We start from the raw sequence: 19,054 nt of genomic DNA on the forward strand, positions 1-19,054 counted from the left end.
TCATCTCCCCATGATTAAGAACCGTGTAATGATGTTTAGCCTCGACTATAAATAATTCAGCGACGTTATGAAACCCCGACGGCCGATCTTGGTCGCCTGTGAAATCGAAATAGCCCTGCCTAAGCTGATATGGCGTCTGAGAGACTTCAGCCGCGTAAAAGCGGCAGCAGCTGCTCGCCCTGCCGTTTGATCTCCGGCAGATATGGCGTGTCCGAGAGGACGAAGTGCGTGATGCCGAGATCGCGGTATTTGCGCAAGGAGCGGGCGACATCCTCTGCGGAGCCGACCAGCCAGGTGGTGCCGGCGCCGCCACCGCCAAACTTGCCGGGCGCGGTATAGAGATTGTCATCGAGTATGTCGCCGCGCGCGGCGAGATCGAATAGCCGTTTCTGGCCCACCGCGATCGATTGCCGGTGATCGTTCCAGCCGACGCCCTTATTCTCAGCCATCTCGGCGACTTTCGCCTCGGCATCGATCCAGGCCTGCTCCGTCGTGTCGCGCACCAGCGTCGTTATGCGCAGCCCGAATTCCAGCGGCGGCAGATCGCGATCAAGATCTCTGCTGAGTGTCTTGAGCCGGCTGATCCGCTCAGCGATGTCGGCGAGCGGCTCGCCCCAGAAAAGCTGCACATCGGCCTCCGCGGCGGAGACACGCTCTGCCGCATCCGAAGCGCCGCCGAAATAAAGCTTGGGATGCAGGCGTTTCCCGCGAGGCTCGATACGCGGCGCCGCCGTGGATTCACTGACGCGAAAATGTTCTCCCTCGTAGGTAACGTTCTCTTCGGTCCAGAGCCTGCGGGTGAGCCGCATGAATTCCTTGGTGCGGCTATAGCGATGGGCTTGATCACCCTCGCTGTCGCCATAGGCGGCAAGATTGTCCTTGCCGGAAACGATGTTGACGCGCACCCGGCCGCCGCTCAGCTGATCCAGCGTGGCGGCAGCGGAGGCGAAGTGCGCCGGCCGCCAGTAGCCGGGGCGGATTGCGATGAGCGGCTCGAAGCTGGTGGTGCGTGCGGTAAGTGCGGCCGCGACGGTGAAGGTGTCGGGGCGGCCCCAGCCGGTGCCGATCAATGCGCCCTTCCAGCCGTGATCTTCCAGGGCCTTGGCATGGCTGGTCAGGGTCTCCAGGCTGTTATGATTCTCGACGGCGGAATCGCCGCGATGGCCCGGTTTGACATCATTGGGGATGTACCAAAGAAATTCGCAATTGCTGCTCATGCTGTGCCTGTCAGTCTTCTGAACCCAACGAGGGACTTGATGGTGAGGAGAGCCGTCAGCGATCTCGGCTTCCGGCCGCTGCGACTAAAGCTTGCCCTTCCACGGAACGAGGACCGCCTCGAGGATACGAATGGCGGCGGAAAATGCGAAGGCGCAGACAGCAATGATGCCGATGCCGACGAAGACGACGTCGGTTGCAAGAAACTGCGATGCCGACATAATCATGAAGCCGATGCCGCGCGTCGAAGCGATGAGTTCCGCCGCCACCAGCGTTCCCCAGCCGATGCCGAAGGCGATCCGGATACCGGTCAGGATTTCCGGCAAGGCCGAGGGCAGGACGACATTCAGGAAAAGTTGCAGCCGGTTTGCCCCCAGCGAACGCGCGGCATTGACCCGCTCCAGTGGCAGCGAACGCACGCCGGCCTGGGCGGACAGGCAGATCGGCGCGAACATGGCGAGCACGAGAAGGGTGATCTTCGAGGTTTCGCCGATTCCAAGCCATATGATCATCAGCGGCAGGTAGGAAAGGGGAGGCAGAGGCCAATAGAATTCGATGGGCGTATCCAGAATTCCCTTTGCCCAGCGGTTGAGGCCCATCAGCAGACCGACGGGAATGCCTATCCCGATTGCGATGGCCGCAGCAACGACGATACGAAACAAGCTCGCCAATATGTGCTCGGAAAGCGAGGCGCCGGCATAGCCATCGCGGTAGACGACGCCGATCTGCGTCAGCACCTCGTCAGGTCGAGGCAGGAAGAGGTGCGACACCAGACCGAGCTTGGCGACGAGCCACCACAGCGCCAGGCAGGCGACCGCCGTGGCGATGCTGATGGCGACGGTGGGTTTTTCACCAACACCGAAGCCGGGAATGCGAACCAGCTTCGGGTGTGTTTCCTTTTCAGATCCGGCGATTGGGTGCGTTTCGATAATATCGCTCATGCCGCACTCCTGACGTGATCGGCGCTGTGAAGGATCGCGCGAATTTCGTCCCGAAGATTGCCGAATTCGGGTGATGACAGGATTGCTCTCGTATCGCCGCTGGCGGCAAAGCGATGTACGAAATCGAGTTCGAAACGCGCAACGACACGCCCCGGTCTCGGAGACATGACCAGAACCTCCGTTCCGAGGAAAAGCGCCTCCTCGATCGAGTGGGTAATGAAGAAAATACGTTTGTCGGTTCTGGCCCAGACGGAGACCAGCAGTTCCTGCATCTGCTCGCGCGTCAGGCTGTCGAGCGCGCCGAAGGGTTCGTCCATCAGCAATATGTCGGGATCGGTAGCGAGTGCCCGGGCAATGCCGACGCGCTGGCGCATGCCGCCCGACAATTCATAGGGCAGAGCATTGGCAAAGTCGGTGAGGCCCACCAGCCGCAAAAGCTCGGATGCGCGATCGCGGCGTTCCCGCTTGCCCAGTCCGGCAAATTGCAGGCCGAGCGCCACGTTGTCGATGACGGACTTCCATGGCAGCAGCGAATCCTTCTGGAAGACGACGCCTCGATCGGCACCTGGCCTGGAAACGGGCCTTCCGTCGAGCGTGATCTTCCCCTCGGACAACGGCAGGAAGCCGGCGATCGCATTGAGCAAGGTGGATTTGCCGCAGCCGGACGCGCCGAGCGCTACGACGATACCGCGCTCCGGAATGTTGAAGGAAACGCGATCGAGCGCGTGAACGGTTCTGCCGTCACGCGCTGCAAAGAAGACGCTGGCATGGTCGACTTGAAGCATGGGCTTTCTCGATATTGCGACGCCGGCGCGACAAGCGCGCCGACGCCAGGGAGGATCAGTTGCTTGCGCTGACAAGCGCGTCAGCAGTGACGAATGCACCATAGTTCGGCAGGACTTCGGAGACTTTTCCCTGGCTCTTCAGGAAGGCCGCAGTATCCTTGAGGATCTTGGCAGCGCCGGATTGGTCGCCACCGCCGAGCCATGCTGCCGATGCCTGCACATCGGGCGTCAGCAGCGTGAGGTTCTTGAGCGCGGCGGCCTGCTGGTCCGCCGTGCCGCCGAGCAGCTTTGCGAGCGCCTTGGCGTTGTCGCTGTCCGGCCCCCAGGCGGCCTTATCCGCTGCGAACGAGGCGTAGTATTTGTTGATCACCGAGGCGTAGGCCTTCAGGAATTTCGGATTGTCTGCGGCAAATTTCGAGGTTGCGACCCAGGCGGAAAACGTCGGAGCGCCTTTGTCAGCGACGTCCTTGGATGTCACCAGCACCTTGCCGTTCTTCTTCAGCTCGGTGAGCGCCGGGTCCCAGACAAAACCGCCGTCGATATCGCCGCGATTGTAGCTTGCGACGATTTCCGGCTGCGGAACGGCGAAGACCTGTACGTCCTTTTCGCTCAGGCCAAGAGACTTGATGAGAGCGAGCAGCTGATAGTGGTCGGTGGAAACGGGGGCCGCCGCGAGCTTCTTGCCCTTCAAATCGGCGAGTGTGTTGATGCCGGAGCCATTACGCACCACGAGCGCTTCATCGACGCCGGAGATGGACGAGAGGTAGAATGCCTTCACCTCCAGCCCGCGCGAGGCGGCAGCGGCAAACGGGCTTGAGCCGACATAGCCGATCTGGACGTCGCCGGATGCGATGGCGGCGAAGATCTCAGCTCCGGAATTGAATTTGCGGAAATCGATCTCATAGCCGGTCTCTTTGGCGAACTCGCCGTTGGCGATCGCGACAGAGGAGGGCAGGGCATCGGTCTGATAGGCGACGACGACCTTCTTGTCGGCAGCGGCCGCGCCGACCGCCATCGAAATGCTGGCGAGACCCATCACGGCCGCAGTGATCAGTGTGTTGAACTTCATAACTAGTCCCCTTGGCCGGATCAGATCTGCCGGCGGTTCCGTGAGTGCAATGCGCAGAACCTAGCGAAATCGGGGAGTGGATCGATAGAAATAGCAAACTATTTTTATAGACTATAATAGGAATTGTTTGTCTGAATTCGTACAGACTGCGACCGTGGCATCTTTCCAGCAAAGGAAACAACCGGCAGCCATCAACATATGAACTGTAGCGCCTACCCTCGTGAGGACAGCCGACCCACGCCTCGATAGCGAAAGAGCCGAAATTTAAGGTCGCTTGCGACGTGACCCGGATGGGGCCATCAGGTCATCCGCCGGAGCAATGCAATCAAAGCATCTGCGTTGTCATTGGTTTCAAGCGAGAGCAGGTGCTTGTCCGCGAGCTCACCAATCGCAAGAACGACCTCGCGTTCCGCCCATCCCGCCATGATCGCAGCGCTCACCAATTCTCGATAAGCGGCTTGAAGCGCGTCCTGGCAGCGAATGTCCCGATCAGGGTCATCATCGGTCACGAATGGTCGTGCGATATCTGGCATGGCCGAAAGGTGAACTGATTTGCGGGGTTTGGCAATCTATTGCATGCAATTGCTGTAGACATGGCCTCCACGGCTGAACTGGCTATCCGTCGAGGTTCTCGCCGGGCATCGTCAATGCCGCTACGCAATTTTCTCGAGCAACTGCCGATTTTTTCCGCATCCGGCGGAAGAAAAAGAAAGCTGTTTCTTAAATAACTTAAAATCTATGTTTTTTATAGACTATAGCGCTCCATGGTCGACATTGAGCGAAAACATGGATGAAACGGCATGTCTTATCTCCTTAGTCTTCTCGACAAGAGTCCGATCGAACAGGGGCTCAGTTCCACCGATGCGCTTGGCGCCACGACACGGTTGGCCGTTAGGGCCGAAGAACTTGGCTATCATCGCTTTTGGGTCGCCGAACACCATAATATGACGAACCTTGCAAGTTCAGCGCCAGAAGTCCTGATTGCCCATCTTCTTGCCCGAACTTCGAGGATCCGCGTCGGCTCCGGCGGCATCATGCTGCAGCATTACAGCGCCTACAAGGTTGCCGAGACTTTCAATCTCCTGGCTTCGTTGGCGCCGGGGCGCGTGGATCTCGGTGTCGGCAAGGCGCCGGGTGGATTTCCGCTCTCGACGCGGGCATTGCAGCGCGCGTTCGATCAAGAAAAGAAGCCTGACTTCGCCGAGCAGCTTTCCGATATCAACAGCTATCTTGCGGCCGACCTTCATTCCGATGGCGCGCTGGCGACGCCGTTTCCGCCACGCGCGCCGGAGCGCTTCCTTCTTGGCGCCAGCGTCGAGAGTGCGAAGCTCGCCGCGGAGAAGGGCTGGAGGCTGGTGTTTGCCGGCCATCTGAACGGCGATCCGGAAAATCTGCGCAATACCTTCGAAGCCTACGCAAATGCGACGGGCGGCAAGGTGCCGATCCTGGCGCTCGCAGCCTTTGCTGCCGAAAGCCAAGCCCATGCCCGTGAGCGTGTCGGTCAGCTGCGCATCGTCAAGCTCTTCCTGCCCAACGGTCAAAGCGTCAATGTCGGCACCCAGGAGCAGGCGGCGGAATTTGCGCGTCAGGCGGGCTTTTCGGAATTCCGGACCGAGGAGAAGGCGCCGAGCGTGCTGCATGGCACGGCGGCGCAGATCCGCGCCGAGCTTGACGCGCTCCATCACCGTTACGGCGTCGAGGAATTCGTGCTCGACACGCCGGCGCTGACCGCGATCGAACGGCTCAACTCCATAGAATTGCTCGCCAAAGAACGCCTTTCCCTCGTTGCCTGAGCGGCCTGTCCCAGGAGGATCATCATGGCTCAAAAACACGTCACTTTCGGTATCATGCTGCAGGGTCCCGGCGGCCACATGAATGCCTGGAAGCATCCGAGCGTTCCGGCCGATGCCAGCACCAATCTGAACTTCTTCGTCAGGACCGCCCGCAAGGCCGAAGAGGCGGGTATTGCCTTTGCCTTCGTCGCGGACGGACTTTACATCAACGAACAGTCGATCCCGCATTTCCTCAATCGCTTTGAGCCGCTGACCATTCTGTCCGCGCTTGCCGCCTTCACGACGAAACTTGGGCTGGTTGGCACAGTTTCGACATCCTATAGCGATCCCTTCACCATCGCACGGCAGTTTGCCTCGCTCGATCTCATCAGCGGCGGCCGCGCCGGCTGGAACGCGGTGACCTCACCGCTCGAAGGCTCCGGCCGCAACTATAGCCGCGAGCATCCCGAGCATGAGTTGCGCTACGAGATCGCCGACGAATATCTCGATGCGATCAAGGGGCTCTGGGACTCGTGGGACGACGATGCCTTCGTGCGCGACCGCGAGACCGGCGTCTACGCCGACAAATCCAAGCTGCATCGCCTGAACCACAAGGGCCGTTTCTTCCGCATCGAAGGCCCCCTCAATATCGGTCGCTCCAAGCAGGGCCAGCCGGTGGTCTTCCAGGCCGGCGCCTCCGATTCGGGCATCCGGCTGGCCGGCAAACATGCGGATGCCGTCTTCACCAATGGCGGGCCGCTGGAAGACGCGAAGATCTTCTACAAGCAGGTCAAACAATCCGCGATCGCGCATGGCCGCAGCGCCGCCGATGTCGGCATCTTCCCCGGCATCGGCCCGATCGTCGGCGCGACCCAGGAGGAGGCGGAAGCCAAGTATCAGGCGATCCGCAATCTCGTCACCATCGAGGAGGCGCTCGTCTATCTCGGTCGCTTCTTCGATCATCACGATTTCAGCGCCTATCCGCTGGACGAGTCGTTTCCCGATCTTGGCGATATCGGCCGCAACAACTTCCGCGCTACGACCGATCGTATCAAGAAGACGGCGCGGGAGAAGGGGCTCTCCTTGCGCGAGGTGGCGCTCGATGCGGCAACGCCGCGAACCTCCTTCATCGGCACGGCCGAGCACATTGCCAGTGAAATCATCCGCTGGGTGGACGAAGAGGGCGCCGACGGCTTCATCCTCGGCTTCCCCGTTATCGGTGAAGGCTTCGACGATTTCTCCAGGCATGTCCTGCCGATCCTGACCGAGCGCGGCTATTTCGATCCCGCTTTGAAAGGCGAGACGCTCCGTGATCATCTCGGGCTCCCATATCGCGAAAGCCGTTATGCGGCAGAGACTGCCGATATCGAACCCGCAAAGGCCGTAGGCGCTTGAGCCAGGACGATCACCATGAACGCCATCATCAAAACCGCTTCGATTACCGATCCAATCGAGACAGGGATCGCCGCCTATCTCGATGAAATCATCGCGCTTAGGCACGACCTGCATCAATATCCCGAACTGGCCTTTCAGGAGCATCGCACCGCCAAAAAGGTGGCCTCGCTGCTCGCGGAATGGGGATACGACGTAGCAACAGGTATCGCTGGTACAGGTGTAGTCGCGACCCTGAGGCGAGGTAACGGCAACCGCAGCATCGGTATCCGCGCCGACATGGATGCCCTGCCGATCGAAGAGGCGTCCGGGCTCGCCTATGAGAGTGCCAATCCCGGCGTCATGCACGCCTGCGGTCACGATGGACATACGTCGATCTTGCTGGCCGCTGCCCGCTATCTTGCCGAAAGCGGCAATTTCAGCGGCACGGTGCGGTTGATTTTCCAGCCGGCCGAAGAAATCGGCGCAGGTGCACGCAAAATGTTGTCGGAGGGACTTTTCGATCACTTCCCGGTCGATGCGGTCTTCGGCCTGCACAATTGGCCCGGCGTGCCGGCGGGGCAATTTGGCTTCGTTGCCGGCCCGGCGATGGCCTCAGTCGATAAGGCGGTCATCACGATCGTTGGAAAGGGCGGGCATGGTGCCGAGCCGCATCGTGCGGTCGACCCGGTGCTGGCTTCGGCCTCGTTCATCACGGCCCTGCAAAGCGTCGTCTCGCGCAATATCGATCCTCAGGAAATGGCGGTCGCAACGGTCGGTTCCATTCATGCCGGTTCGGCTTCGAACGTCATCCCGGAAAGCGTGGAGATGAAGCTGACCGTGCGTGCCTACAATGAGACTGTTCGGGCGAGATTGCAGGAACGAATTTCCGCCCTGGCGCGCGCGCAGGCGGAAAGCTTTGGCGCCGTGGCGGAGGTCGATTACCGCCTCGGTTTTCCCGCGCTCGTCAATCATGCCGAAGAGACGGAATTCGCCCGCAATGTCGCCTTGCAGGCGCTTGGGGCCGCTGCCGTGGAGGCGGATTTCCGGCCGCGGACTGCGAGCGAAGACTTTGCCTTCCTGCTGCAGGCAAAGCCCGGAAGCTACCTCTTCGTCGGCAATGGCGACAGCGCGCCGCTGCATAGTGCCCGCTACGATTTCAACGATGCCATCATCGCGCCGGCAGCCCGCTACTGGGTGCGGCTGGCCGAAACTTTCCTCGCGAATGACAACGGGTGACGAACGACATGAGCGACACGTTTCTTTATACGACCACGCTGGACCCGCGCGCCAAGCCCCTGATCGACGAACTGATCCACGAATATGACAGTCGCTACGGCAGCTATTTCAATGCTGAAGGGGCGGCTGCCGAACTCAACCGCTATCCGCCGGAGGCCTTCGCGCCACCGCATGGCAATTTCCTGCTCCTTCTCCGAAACGGGGAGACGATCGGCGGCGGCGCTTTCAAGCACTATGACGAGCAAACCGCCGAATTCAAACGGATTTGGACGCGGCACGATCTCCGTCGTCAGGGATTGGCGCGTAGGCTGCTTGTCGAACTGGAGGTCCAGGCGGCGCGGCAAGGCTATCGCCGCATCTACCTGACGACAGGCTTTCGCCAACCCGAGGCGGTCGGGCTTTATCTCAACAACGGCTACACAGCCCTGTTCGATACCTCCGTCGATCCGGAAATCTACAAGAGCCTGCCTTTCGAGAAGGATATCAGCCATTTGGCTCTGGCCTATATCGCCGAAACCTCGGGCTCGCAGCAGCGCTTGGCAGCTGCGGGCCGGTAATGCGTAGCGGATCAACGACAATCAAAAAGGGGTAAGCATTATGGCGCTGACGACGGGTTTTGCAGATGTCGATCGAAGCACTGGAGCCGCCGAGACGAAGACTGATTATTCGCGTTATCGCATCGTGCCGGCGAGGCACCCTGGGCGAACCGCCGGCACGATCTTTGCCGCACTCGTCATGGCGGTCGTCCTCTACTCCACCTTTACCAATCCGCGATGGGGCTGGGGCGTCTTCGCCGAGTGGTTCTTTGCGGAGCCGGTGCTGGTTGGCCTTGGCAGGACGCTGCTTCTGACAGCGCTTGCTGCGGTCTCGGGCTCCATCCTCGGAACGGCATTGGCTCTGGCGCGTGTATCGAAGTCGCCCCTGCTTGCGAGCCTCTCTTGGGGCTATATCTGGCTGCTGCGTTCGATCCCGATGATCGTGCTGCTGCTGGTTCTCAACAATCTCGGCTATCTCTATGAAACCATTAGCATTGGAGTCCCGTTCAGCGACAAGGTTCTGTTCGATTATCCGACCACGCAGCTCCTGACGCCGTTTGCTGCGGCCTTTCTCGGGCTGACGCTGAACCAGTCGGCCTTCTTTGCCGAAATCGTGCGCGGCGGCATTCTTTCGGTCGATCAGGGGCAACTGGAAGCGGCCGCGTCCCTCGGTCTGTCGCGCCGCCGTCAGGCGTTCCGCATCGTTCTGCCGCAGGCGATGCGCTCCATCCTGCCCACGGGCTTCAACGAGATCATCGGCCTCGCCAAGAGTACCTCCATGGTCTACGTGCTGGCCCTGCCGGAACTCTTCTACACGGTGCAGGTCATCTACCGCCGCAATCTGGAAGTCATTCCACTGCTGATGGTGGCAACCGTCTGGTATCTCGTCATCATGACCGTGCTATCGATTGCCCAGCACTATATCGAGCGCTATTTCTCCAAGGGTGCGGTGCGCAATCCGACACCTTTGCCGTTTCAGGCATTCTTCAAACGCTTCCAGCGGCCGCTGCCCGCTACTGTAGACGGTAGTTCGGACACCAGGGCATTCGCCGCTTTTCGGAGCGTGACAGATCTTCGTGCCAAGGGCGGTGCCGTGCGCATTCACGGTATTTCGAAGAGCTTCGGCACGCTGAAAGTTCTCGACGATGTCGAGCTTAACCTGCCGGCCGGCAGCGTGACGGCTATCATCGGCCCGTCGGGCTCGGGAAAATCGACGCTGCTGCGCGCCATCAATCATCTCGAGCGCGTCGACAGCGGCTTCATCTCCGTCGATGGCGAACTTGTCGGTTACACGCAGAAGGGCGAGGTGCTCTATGAGCTCAAGGAGAAGGATATTCTGAAACGCCGGACCGACATCGGCATGGTCTTTCAGAACTTCAACTTGTTCCCGCATCTCACAGTTTTAGAAAACATTATCGAGGCACCCATCCAGGTACGTGGGGTGAGCCGCGACGAGGCGACCGCCTTGGCGCAAGAGCTTCTCGCTCGCGTCGGCCTTAGCGATAAGATCGATGCCTATCCCCGCCAGCTCTCCGGCGGCCAGCAGCAGCGTGTTGCCATCGCCCGTGCCTTGGCACTGCGGCCGAAGGTCCTCCTCTTCGACGAGCCGACCTCCGCACTTGATCCTGAGCTCGTGGGCGAAGTGCTCGATGTGATCAAGGAGCTTGCGCGCACCGGCACGACGCTCGTCATCGTCACCCACGAGATCGGCTTTGCCCGCGAGGTCGCCGATAGCATCGTCTTCATGGAGGGCGGCCACGTTATCGAAGCCGGCACGCCCACACAGATCCTCAACGATGCGAGGCATCCGCGCACGCGCGCTTTCCTCGCCAAGGTTCTCTAGCAGTCGCAGGCAAGCATTCGACGCTCCGACGCGGCAGGCGTCCGGATCATTATAACAGCATCAACAACTTATAATTGAAAAAGGAGAAGGAAAATGACATTCATTGAGAGAGCAAGATATATCGTTGCCGGCGTTCTGACGGCGGTAGCGATGAGTGGGACGCCGACGATTGCGGCCGAAAAGTTCAACCTGAGCCCGGATACATCCAATCGCATCCGTGCCGAGAAGGACGAGGCAGCGATCAAGGCGATTGCGCCGGGCTTCAAGTTCGTCAATCCCGGCAAGTTCACGGTCGCGATCAACCCGTGGGATCCGCCGATCGCTACCTACGCGACCGACGCGAAAACGGTCGTCGGCACCGATCCCGATATCGCGCAGTTGCTCGCCGACTCCCTCGGCCTGCAGCTCGACCTGGTACCGGTCGCCTGGGAGGACTGGCCGCTCGGCGTTTCCTCAGGAAAGTATGATGCTGTCATTTCCAACGTGACGGTTACGGAAGAGCGCAAGCTGAAGTTCGATTTCTCCACCTATCGCAGGGACGTACTCGGCTTCTACGTGAAGGCCGACAGCAAGATTACCTCGATCAAGGAACCCAAGGATGTCGCGGGTCTCAAGGTGATCACCGGGGCCGGCACCAATCAGGAGAAGATCATTCTGGAATGGGACCGGCAGAATGTGGCAGCCGGCCTGAAGCCCATCGAGGTTCAATATTACGACGACCGTGCCGCCGCCGATCTTGCCTTGCAGTCCGGTCGTGCCGATGTCGAATTCAATCCGAATGCGACCCAGGCCTATAAGGCGGCCATCAACGGCACGAGGAAGCTTGTCGGCACCGTCTCAGGCGGTTGGCCGCTGACGGCCGAAATCGCCGTGACGACGAAAAAGGGCGCCGGCCTTGCCGATGCCATCACCCTCGCACTCAACGATCTGATCAAGAACGGCAAGTATGGCGAAGTGCTGAAGCGCTGGAGCCTGACTGCCGAAGCGGTCGATCAATCCAAGACCAACCCTGCGGGCCTGCCGAAGAGCGGTTCGTAATGTTGGTCGGGCGGACCGGCGTCAGTGGGGCTCACGTCGGTCCGCTCCCATCCATCTCAAATGGAGATACAGGTTCCGTGACTATCCGCACTATTTTCAGAACTGCGCTTGCTGCCACAGTGATGGTTGCCCTGACCGGTCTTGCTCCGGCAATGGCAGCCGAAGATTTCGATCTGAGCCCGGAACAGCCGGGACGTCTTCACGCGGCGAAAAACGAAGCGGCGATTGCCGCTATTCCGAAGGATTTCAAGTTCGTTACATCAGGCACATTCACCGTGGCGGTCGCACCAGGCGGTCCGCCGCTTGCCACCTATGCGACGGACGCCAAGACGGTGGTCGGTGCCGATCCCGATTATGCCTATGCGGTTGCCGATGTGCTCGGACTGAAGCTCGAGCTTGTCCCGGTCGCCTGGATCGACTGGCCGCTCGGGCTGACCTCGGGCAAATACGACGCCGTCATCTCCAATGTCGGCGTTACCGAGCAGCGCAAGGAGAAGTTCGATTTCTCCACCTATCGACAGGGCCTGCACGGCTTCTTCGTCAAGAACGACAGCAAGATCACTGGTATCAAGGAGCCGAAGGACGCTGCCGGCCTGCGCATCATTGTCGGCGCCGGTACAAACCAGGAGCGCATCCTGCTGAAATGGAGCGATGAGGATGTCAAAGCCGGCCTGAAGCCGATCGAGCTGCAATATTACGACGACGAGGCGGCGAGCCTTCTGGCTCTGCGTTCTAACCGCGCCGATGTCATCGTGCAGCCGCACGCCCAGCTTGTCTACATCGCCGCTCGCGACAAGAACATCAAGCGCGTGGGCACGCTGAGCGCCGGTTGGCCGGATCGCTCGGATGTCGCGATCACCACGCGAAAGGGCAGTGGCCTTGCGCCGGCCCTGACGCTCGCGACGAATGGACTGATCAAGGATGGCACCTATGCCAAGATCCTCGATCATTGGCATCTTGCCGAGGAAGCCTTGCCGACGTCGGAAACCAATCCGCCAGGCCTGCCGAAATTTTGAGGAGACAGCCGCATGAGCCGCCAAGCCCCATCGATCAACCATATCGGCTTTCTCACACCTGGAAATTATCCGGACGAGGATCCACTCGCCGGTCTGGAACAGACCCTGCAATTGCTCGAATACGGAGAGCAGAGGGGATTCAACAGCGCCTGGGTTCGCCAGCGGCACTTGGAGCCCGGGATTTCCTCGGCGAGTGCCTTTCTGGCGGCTGCGACCCAGCGCACGCGCCGTATCGAGCTTGGCACCGCCGTCATACCCATCGGCTATGAAAGCCCCTATCGGCTGGCCGAGGATCTGGCGACCGTGGATGTGCTCTCCCGCGGCCGGTTGAACATCGGCCTCAGTGCCGGCCGTCCGTTGCATGCGGACCTGATCGGGCCGCTTGCTTTCGATGGCGATTGGGAGAACCATGATTTCTCCCACCAAAGGGTGCTGCGCTTTGCCGATAATCTGAGAGGAACCTATGTCGGCAATCACGATACGCTTATCAAGACACCGTTCGGCCCGCAGCGTCCGCGCCTCCAGCCCTATGCGAAAGGGTTGATCGATCGCATCTGGTATGGCGGCGGCTCGCTGCGTTCGGCCGAATGGGCCGGCCGTAACGGCTTCAATCTGCTGATCGGCAATGTCACAACAGGCGAGCAGACCGACGATTTCTTCGTTGCTCAATCGCGACAGCTGGAAACCTATCGCGCGTCTGGCGGCGATACGAGGCGGATGGCGCTCGGACGGGTCATCGTGCCCTTCGACAGCGCGGATGCGATCACGCGCAAACGCTATACGGACTACGCCGCCGGCCGCTATGAGCGCACACTTTCACCTCAGGGCGAACGCCGCACGCTTTTCGCCCGCGATATCGTCGGCTCCTCGGACGAGATAGTGGAGCGTCTGCGCAAGGATCCGATCTTGCCTCATGTCAACGAATTCCGGCTGGAGCTGCCCTATGAGTTCCACGACGAGGAATATCGGCAGATCATCCATGATTTCGTGACGCTGATCGCTCCGGAGCTTGGCTGGAAGGAGACCACGCTCCTGCGACGATCCGCATCCTGAGGGCTGCGGCCGCCCACATCCGCGATGTTGGATCGACGGGCTCTCGCCCGTCAGATCCGGTTCGCTTCTGTCCTGAAGACCGCTCGGGCTATAGCGCCGGTTAGCAGGCGAGAGAGCTCGCGGCGTCCTTTCCTTTGAGAATCCGCTCGGCGAGATGCAGCGCTTCCTCACGGGACGCGACGATTTCCATTTTTATGCCGAATGCCTTCGTTGCAAGGCTCATCTGCAGCTGCATGGCGCCACGCTTGATTGCGCTTGCCTCGATACCGATGACTGCCTTGCAAACCGTTGCGAGTGCCGCCTTGTTTTTCTTCAGCCATATGCCGCGTGCTTTGCGATCCTTATGCTCTTCGGCGTGCTCGTCGCCTTCCATGATGATGACAAAGGGCATTGAAATGGCAAGCAGGGCGTCCATCTCGTGCTCCCATTGTTTAGAATAACCCGGCTGGATAGCCGCAGCGGAATGGCGCACGATCGGCCAAAGAGAGACGTCGTGAAAGGTGAAGGTAGCCGCATCGATTGTCATGGTGTTCCTCAGGCGATCTTATCGGTGATGGCCGCAAACAGCATGGCCGCGCCGCGTTCCGACGTGTCGATGGCGCAAGTCGCCCGCTCGCGCATGTCGGCTTCGTAATCCAGCAAGGCCGTGCAGGTGGTCTTTGTCTCCCTGCCGGCTTCGGCCAGGATCTGCGCCAGCATGCGGGCATCTTCGAGCGCGGTATTGGCACCTAGTCCGCCGGCAGGGCTCATCGCATGGATGGCATCGCCCAAAAGCGTCACTGGACCGAACGGCCAAAGGGCGTCGGGGCGCCCGCTTCTGACCGAGAGCGCGGCAACGGCAGTCGCTCTGCTCCGGCTGACGATCTGCTTCAGCTCCGGATGCCAGCCGCGCATGACGGTTCTCAGCAAGACGGGCAGATCTTGGGTATGGTCATATGTTTCCAGTCCAAGCCTTTGCCGCGGACCGATCAGTGCCCAATAGAGATAATCGGTAACCGACGTCAGCTTGCAATCGGGCGCGAGAATGGCGGCAAGGTTCGGAAGATCGTTGCGGAAGCGCATGAGATCGAAGATCGCCGTGCACCCATCGGCAAAGACTACCGTCGTTCCATTCCCAAGCAGGTCGGCAGCATCGTTCAGTGGCATTTCGCTTTTGCCGTAGACACATATAGAACCTGTATCCGCTGGCTCGGCATAGGGTGCCAGCTGGCGGCGTACCTGCGAGTTCACGCCGTCGGCGCCGACCAACAGATTGCAGGAAACCGGGGCGGCACCGTCGAACTGCACCTCGACGCGACCGTGGTCCATGCAGCGATAGTGGGTGAAAGCATGTCCGAGATGAACATGATCTTCGATCCCCGACAGCAGGATTTCGCGAAGGGTGAGGCGATTGACACTCAGATCGCCGTCGTCGTCATTCTCGCCCGTATCCCAGCTCGCCGGCGTGCGGCCCGTAACGGGCAGAAGCTGAGGGGTCAGGAAGCACGCGGATCGAGGGCTCGTCGAGGCGGTCGCTCGAAAGAGGTCAAACAGAGCGGTCGGCAGGCATGATGCCAGCGCTTGCTGCCCGTTTGCGTCGATACGAATGCGATAGCCTTGAAGGCGGCTATCGGCAGCCGGGTCGCGCTCATATACGTCAAAACGGATGCCGGCGCGCTTCAATCCCTGTGCGAGGCACAAGCCACCGAGGCCAGCGCCGATGATGACAACATGAAAGTCCTGCATGGGTCTTCTATTCCATTCATTGGTCGATTTCGATCTTTCGAGAGAAAATATAGCCGAAGGCCGCCGGAGCGTGATAACGACATTCGGTCTTTAAATGTTGCAAAGCGGCCAAACGAAACATGGGCATCGAAGATATTGGCGACCGTCTCGACGGGCCGCCGCTCATCGCCTTTTGGGGATCGGATGAACCCGGCAGCGCCTTCCGTCTCGGCACTCAGGAATATGATTGGCACGCGCATAGCCGCGGTCAGCTTTTCTGCATTGAGAGCGGGCTCGTCCGTGTCGATACGCCAGGCGGTTCATGGTTGCTACCGCCGCAGCGTGCGGGCTGGATTCCGCCTGGTGTCATGCACAAGGCGGGGATCAACGGCGTGCTGAGCGGCTGGGGCATTCTCTTGACGCCCGACGCCAGCGCCGGTTTGCCGGTGACGCCTTGTGTTCTGAGCGTCAGTGACGTGTTGCGAGCATTGGTGCGCCGGGCAACCACATGGCATTGGGAGGAAAAGCTGTCGGCGCAGCAGCGTCGCCTCGCAGCCGTTCTACTCGATGAGGTTCGGGCCGCACCGCGTGAAAGCCTGCATCTGCCGATGCCGACGGACCGGCGTGTTCTGCGCATCACGGACGCCGTACTGCAGGACCCTGCCAGCGAGGAGACCTTTCAATCACTGGCGCAGCGGGCGGGCATATCCGAGCGTTCAGCCAGGCGGCTGTTCCATGCAGAAACGGGCATGTCTTTCGCAAATTGGCGCCAGCAGGCTCGGCTGTTGCTGGCACTGGAGCATCTGAGCGCGGGAGCACCGATCGCTGAGGTGGCGGACAGCTTGGGCTATGCGAGCGCGAGCAGCTTCATCGCCATGTTCCGGAAGGCATTCGGCCTGTCGCCGCGCCGTTATCTGTCCGCCAGGAGATCTTGATCTCTTTGCAATCTCGGAATTGATATCAGGGCGCCGGCCTGTTCGTCGGCGCCCGTCAACAATTCAGACTGCGACCCGGCGCGGCTTTAAGGCGAGCAAGCGAAGCGCATTCATGGTGACCAGTACGGTTGCGCCGGTATCGGCGAGGATTGCCGGCCAGAGCCCCGTAATGCCGACGATCGTGGTCACCAGGAACACACCCTTGAGGCCGAGCGCGATGGTGATGTTCTGGCCGATATTGCTCATCGTCCGCTTGGAAAGGTCGATCATCTCGATGACATCTCCGACGCGGCCATGCAGCACGGCGGCATCCGCCGTTTCCAGCGCAACGTCGGTACCGCCGCCCATGGCAATCCCGACATCGGCGGCTGCGAGCGCCGGCGCATCGTTGATGCCGTCGCCGACCTTGGCGACCCGCAAGCCTTGCCGCTTCAGCTCACCAACGATCCGCTGCTTGTCTTCGGGCAGCAATTGCGCGCGAACCTCTATGCCGAGCGTTTTGCCGATTGCCTGTGCCGTGCGCTGATTGTCGCCCGTCAGCATGATCGTCTTGATGCCCGCGTTGGCCAGCGCCTTAAGACCAGCTGCGGTATCGGCGCGCGGTTCGTCGCGCATGGCGAGCAGGCCGGCGGCCGCACCTTTGGCAACCACGACGGAAACCGTTTTCCCCTCATCATTGAGTGCAGCGATGCGGGCAGACTGCTCCGAGGTCAATAATACGTGGTCGGTGGCTGCCTGTGGCGATCCGAGGAACACGTCCAAACCATCGACCGTGCCGCTGACGCCCTTTCCGCCGATCGCTTTGGCATCGATGACCTGAGGGATATCCGTTCCGGCTTCAGCTGCGCGGTCGAGGATGGCGCGGGCAAGGGGATGGCTGGAGCCGGTTTCGAGCGCGGCTGCCAGGCGCAATACGTCCGTTTCATTCATGCCGAGACCGATAATATCGGTGACCTTGGGCTTGCCTTCGGTCAAGGTGCCGGTCTTGTCGAAAGCAACGGCGGTGACCTTGCCGATATTCTCAAGCACGGCGCCACCCTTCAGCAGCAGACCGCGGCGGGCGCCTGAAGACAGTGATGCCGCGATTGCCGCCGGCGTCGAGATGACCAGGGCGCATGGGCACCCGATCAGCAGGATGGCAAGGCCCTTGTAGACCCACTCGTTCCAGCTGCCGCCCAGGAACAGAGGCGGGACGATGGCGACGAGCGCGCCGACAACGACGACGCCGGGCGTGTAATAACGCGAGAAGCGATCGATGAAACGCTCGGTGGGAGCCTTCGATTCCTGCGCCTCTTCGACCAGCTTGACGACGCGGGCAATGGTATTGTCCGATGCTGCCGCCGTTACCCGAACACGCAGCGCGGCGTCACCATTGACCGTGCCAGCAAAGACGCTTGCATCCAGGCCCTTGCGCACCGGCGTGCTTTCGCCTGTCACCGGCGCCTCGTCGATGGCGCTTTCGCCGGAAACGATCACGCCGTCGGCCGGAACGCGGTCGCCGGGGCGCACCAGGATGATGGCGCCGACAGCAAGGCTTTCAGCCTGCACTTCGCGGGTCTTGCCATTCTCCTCGATGAGCGCGGTCTTGGGCACCAGATCCGTGAGGGACTGGATGCTGGCGCGCGCCTTGCCGGCCGCAACGCCTTCCAGCAGTTCGCCGATCAGGAAGAGGAAGACGACGGCAGCTGCTTCCTCGCTGGCACCGATGATAACGGCGCCGATGGCGGCGATCGTCATCAGCATCTCGATCGAGAACGGCGTGCCCATCCTTGCGGCCATGAAGGCGCGTCTGGCGATCGGTAACAGGCCGACCAACATGGCCACGCTGAAGATCCAGACGTCCAGTGCCGGAACCAGCTTGCCGATACCGCAGGCGGCGGCGAGCGCCATACCGCTTGCGATCGTCAGGCGGCCCTTGGCGGATTTCCACCATGGCCCGCTGGTCGGTCCATGATCGTGACCGTGGAGGCCGGCAACCGAAGCATCGCGCTCATCCGAAGCGTGGTTGTGGCCGGAATGATCATGTCGATGCCCGTCGGCGCCGTGATCGTGGTCGCCGCCGTGATCATGCTCGTGGTCGTGACCCGTATGACCATGGTTGCGGCCATCGGATTCGTGCGTGTGATGGTCGTGCCCGCAGCCGCAGGCTTGATCGCTCTCTTCGACCCTTGGCGCAGCGGCATTGCTTTGCGGCAGTGGAAAAAGCTTGTAGCCCAGTCCAGTGACACGCTTTGCGATGCTCGGCAGCAGGTCCGGGTCGCTCTGATGCTTGATCGTCATCGTGCCTGCGGTGACCGAGACGGAAACATCCTCGACACCCTGCAGCCGGCGAACGGCCGTGTCGATTTTCGCGGCGCAGGAGGCGCAATCCATGCCCTCTACGCGATAGCGGCTCTGTTGTGTTGGCGATGTCATGTTGCGGTTCCAGATTTTCTCTTGGAACCATCGCTACATCCTCTAGTAACTAGAGGGACAAGAGCAATTCTGCAAATTTTTACGCAATCGTTCGCAGGCGCTGCAATCGATCCAGCCGCGTG

Annotated in this window: 17 protein-coding genes; 9 read left to right on the forward strand and 8 right to left on the reverse strand. The window is 60.7% G+C overall.

Features of this window, described 5'->3' with window-relative positions:
* Window positions 1-146 precede the first annotated feature (146 nt).
* The 5 genes from RTCIAT899_RS26575 to RTCIAT899_RS26595 form a co-directional block, all read right to left on the reverse strand.
* The gene (locus tag RTCIAT899_RS26575; protein WP_015342920.1) at window positions 147-1,217 is read right to left on the reverse strand and encodes an LLM class flavin-dependent oxidoreductase; all 1,071 of its coding nucleotides are present in this window, start codon (window positions 1,215-1,217) and stop codon (window positions 147-149) included.
* An 84-nt stretch (window positions 1,218-1,301) separates the two neighbouring features.
* A complete protein-coding gene (locus tag RTCIAT899_RS26580) occupies window positions 1,302-2,156 on the reverse strand; it encodes an ABC transporter permease subunit (protein WP_015342921.1) in 855 nt (284 codons plus the stop codon).
* Window positions 2,153-2,941 carry a taurine ABC transporter ATP-binding protein gene (locus RTCIAT899_RS26585; protein ID WP_015342922.1) on the reverse strand — a complete coding sequence of 263 codons (789 nt, stop codon included), beginning with the start codon at window positions 2,939-2,941 and terminating at the stop codon, window positions 2,153-2,155. Before RTCIAT899_RS26585 ends, RTCIAT899_RS26580 begins: the two co-directional genes overlap by 4 nt.
* Window positions 2,942-2,996: 55 nt before the next feature.
* On the reverse strand, window positions 2,997-3,977 hold the full coding sequence (gene tauA / locus RTCIAT899_RS26590) for a taurine ABC transporter substrate-binding protein (RefSeq protein WP_376766871.1): 981 nt from the start codon (window positions 3,975-3,977) through the stop codon (window positions 2,997-2,999).
* Between the two features lie 332 nt (window positions 3,978-4,309).
* Window positions 4,310-4,519, reverse strand: a complete 210-nt coding sequence (locus tag RTCIAT899_RS26595; protein ID WP_244441561.1) for a hypothetical protein — start codon at window positions 4,517-4,519, stop codon at window positions 4,310-4,312.
* Between the two features lie 291 nt (window positions 4,520-4,810).
* Between RTCIAT899_RS26595 and RTCIAT899_RS26600 the strand changes: the two genes are divergently transcribed.
* The 8 genes from RTCIAT899_RS26600 (at window position 4,811) to RTCIAT899_RS26640 (ending at window position 13,878) form a co-directional block, all read left to right on the forward strand.
* Window positions 4,811-5,803: an LLM class flavin-dependent oxidoreductase gene (locus RTCIAT899_RS26600; protein ID WP_015342926.1), complete on the forward strand. Its 993-nt coding sequence runs from the start codon at window positions 4,811-4,813 to the stop codon at window positions 5,801-5,803.
* A 24-nt stretch (window positions 5,804-5,827) separates the two neighbouring features.
* Window positions 5,828-7,177, forward strand: a complete 1,350-nt coding sequence (locus RTCIAT899_RS26605) for an LLM class flavin-dependent oxidoreductase (protein ID WP_015342927.1) — start codon at window positions 5,828-5,830, stop codon at window positions 7,175-7,177.
* A 15-nt stretch (window positions 7,178-7,192) separates the two neighbouring features.
* Complete coding sequence (locus tag RTCIAT899_RS26610; protein ID WP_015342928.1) at window positions 7,193-8,392, forward strand: M20 aminoacylase family protein; 1,200 nt, start codon at window positions 7,193-7,195, stop codon at window positions 8,390-8,392.
* An 8-nt stretch (window positions 8,393-8,400) separates the two neighbouring features.
* On the forward strand, window positions 8,401-8,949 hold the full coding sequence (locus RTCIAT899_RS26615) for a GNAT family N-acetyltransferase (protein ID WP_041678399.1): 549 nt from the start codon (window positions 8,401-8,403) through the stop codon (window positions 8,947-8,949).
* A gap of 40 nt (window positions 8,950-8,989) precedes the next feature.
* Window positions 8,990-10,771, forward strand: coding sequence for an amino acid ABC transporter permease/ATP-binding protein (locus RTCIAT899_RS34445; RefSeq protein ID WP_015342930.1), 1,782 nt, complete (start codon window positions 8,990-8,992; stop codon window positions 10,769-10,771).
* Window positions 10,772-10,864: 93 nt separating this feature from the next.
* Window positions 10,865-11,809: an ABC transporter substrate-binding protein gene (locus tag RTCIAT899_RS26630; RefSeq protein WP_015342931.1), complete on the forward strand. Its 945-nt coding sequence runs from the start codon at window positions 10,865-10,867 to the stop codon at window positions 11,807-11,809.
* Window positions 11,810-11,886: 77 nt separating this feature from the next.
* Window positions 11,887-12,825, forward strand: coding sequence for an ABC transporter substrate-binding protein (locus tag RTCIAT899_RS26635; protein WP_015342932.1), 939 nt, complete (start codon window positions 11,887-11,889; stop codon window positions 12,823-12,825).
* A gap of 12 nt (window positions 12,826-12,837) precedes the next feature.
* A complete protein-coding gene (locus RTCIAT899_RS26640) occupies window positions 12,838-13,878 on the forward strand; it encodes an LLM class flavin-dependent oxidoreductase (protein WP_015342933.1) in 1,041 nt (346 codons plus the stop codon).
* Between the two features lie 100 nt (window positions 13,879-13,978).
* Here the strand turns inward: RTCIAT899_RS26640 and RTCIAT899_RS26645 are convergent, their stop codons facing one another.
* A complete protein-coding gene (locus tag RTCIAT899_RS26645; protein WP_015342934.1) occupies window positions 13,979-14,404 on the reverse strand; it encodes a hypothetical protein in 426 nt (141 codons plus the stop codon).
* 8 nt (window positions 14,405-14,412) lie between these two features.
* Window positions 14,413-15,603 carry an FAD-dependent oxidoreductase gene (locus RTCIAT899_RS26650; protein ID WP_015342935.1) on the reverse strand — a complete coding sequence of 397 codons (1,191 nt, stop codon included), beginning with the start codon at window positions 15,601-15,603 and terminating at the stop codon, window positions 14,413-14,415.
* Window positions 15,604-15,722: 119 nt separating this feature from the next.
* On the opposite strand from RTCIAT899_RS26650, the gene RTCIAT899_RS26655 reads away from it, so the two are divergent.
* On the forward strand, window positions 15,723-16,517 hold the full coding sequence (locus tag RTCIAT899_RS26655; protein WP_015342936.1) for an AraC family transcriptional regulator: 795 nt from the start codon (window positions 15,723-15,725) through the stop codon (window positions 16,515-16,517).
* A gap of 63 nt (window positions 16,518-16,580) precedes the next feature.
* Here the strand turns inward: RTCIAT899_RS26655 and RTCIAT899_RS26660 are convergent, their stop codons facing one another.
* Entirely contained in the window at window positions 16,581-18,932 is a 2,352-nt protein-coding gene (locus RTCIAT899_RS26660; protein WP_015342937.1) for a heavy metal translocating P-type ATPase, read from the reverse strand.
* Window positions 18,933-19,054 lie beyond the last annotated feature (122 nt).

Origin of the sequence: Rhizobium tropici CIAT 899, from assembly GCF_000330885.1 — a bacterium.
Classification (GTDB): domain Bacteria; phylum Pseudomonadota; class Alphaproteobacteria; order Rhizobiales; family Rhizobiaceae; genus Rhizobium; species Rhizobium tropici.

Bases quoted from the DNA above. Each gene is read 5' to 3' on its own strand.
- RTCIAT899_RS26575 (WP_015342920.1), bottom strand. From the start codon at position 1,217: ATGAGCAGCAATTGCGAATTTCTTTGGTACATCCCCAATGATGTCAAA.
- RTCIAT899_RS26580 (WP_015342921.1), bottom strand. From the start codon at position 2,156: ATGAGCGATATTATCGAAACGCACCCAATCGCCGGATCTGAAAAGGAA.
- RTCIAT899_RS26585 (WP_015342922.1), bottom strand. From the start codon at position 2,941: ATGCTTCAAGTCGACCATGCCAGCGTCTTCTTTGCAGCGCGTGACGGC.
- tauA (WP_376766871.1), bottom strand. From the start codon at position 3,977: ATGGGTCTCGCCAGCATTTCGATGGCGGTCGGCGCGGCCGCTGCCGAC.
- RTCIAT899_RS26600 (WP_015342926.1), top strand. From the start codon at position 4,811: ATGTCTTATCTCCTTAGTCTTCTCGACAAGAGTCCGATCGAACAGGGG.
- RTCIAT899_RS26605 (WP_015342927.1), top strand. From the start codon at position 5,828: ATGGCTCAAAAACACGTCACTTTCGGTATCATGCTGCAGGGTCCCGGC.
- RTCIAT899_RS26610 (WP_015342928.1), top strand. From the start codon at position 7,193: ATGAACGCCATCATCAAAACCGCTTCGATTACCGATCCAATCGAGACA.
- RTCIAT899_RS26615 (WP_041678399.1), top strand. From the start codon at position 8,401: ATGAGCGACACGTTTCTTTATACGACCACGCTGGACCCGCGCGCCAAG.
- RTCIAT899_RS34445 (WP_015342930.1), top strand. From the start codon at position 8,990: ATGGCGCTGACGACGGGTTTTGCAGATGTCGATCGAAGCACTGGAGCC.
- RTCIAT899_RS26630 (WP_015342931.1), top strand. From the start codon at position 10,865: ATGACATTCATTGAGAGAGCAAGATATATCGTTGCCGGCGTTCTGACG.
- RTCIAT899_RS26640 (WP_015342933.1), top strand. From the start codon at position 12,838: ATGAGCCGCCAAGCCCCATCGATCAACCATATCGGCTTTCTCACACCT.
- RTCIAT899_RS26645 (WP_015342934.1), bottom strand. From the start codon at position 14,404: ATGACAATCGATGCGGCTACCTTCACCTTTCACGACGTCTCTCTTTGG.
- RTCIAT899_RS26650 (WP_015342935.1), bottom strand. From the start codon at position 15,603: ATGCAGGACTTTCATGTTGTCATCATCGGCGCTGGCCTCGGTGGCTTG.
- RTCIAT899_RS26655 (WP_015342936.1), top strand. From the start codon at position 15,723: ATGGGCATCGAAGATATTGGCGACCGTCTCGACGGGCCGCCGCTCATC.
- RTCIAT899_RS26660 (WP_015342937.1), bottom strand. From the start codon at position 18,932: ATGACATCGCCAACACAACAGAGCCGCTATCGCGTAGAGGGCATGGAT.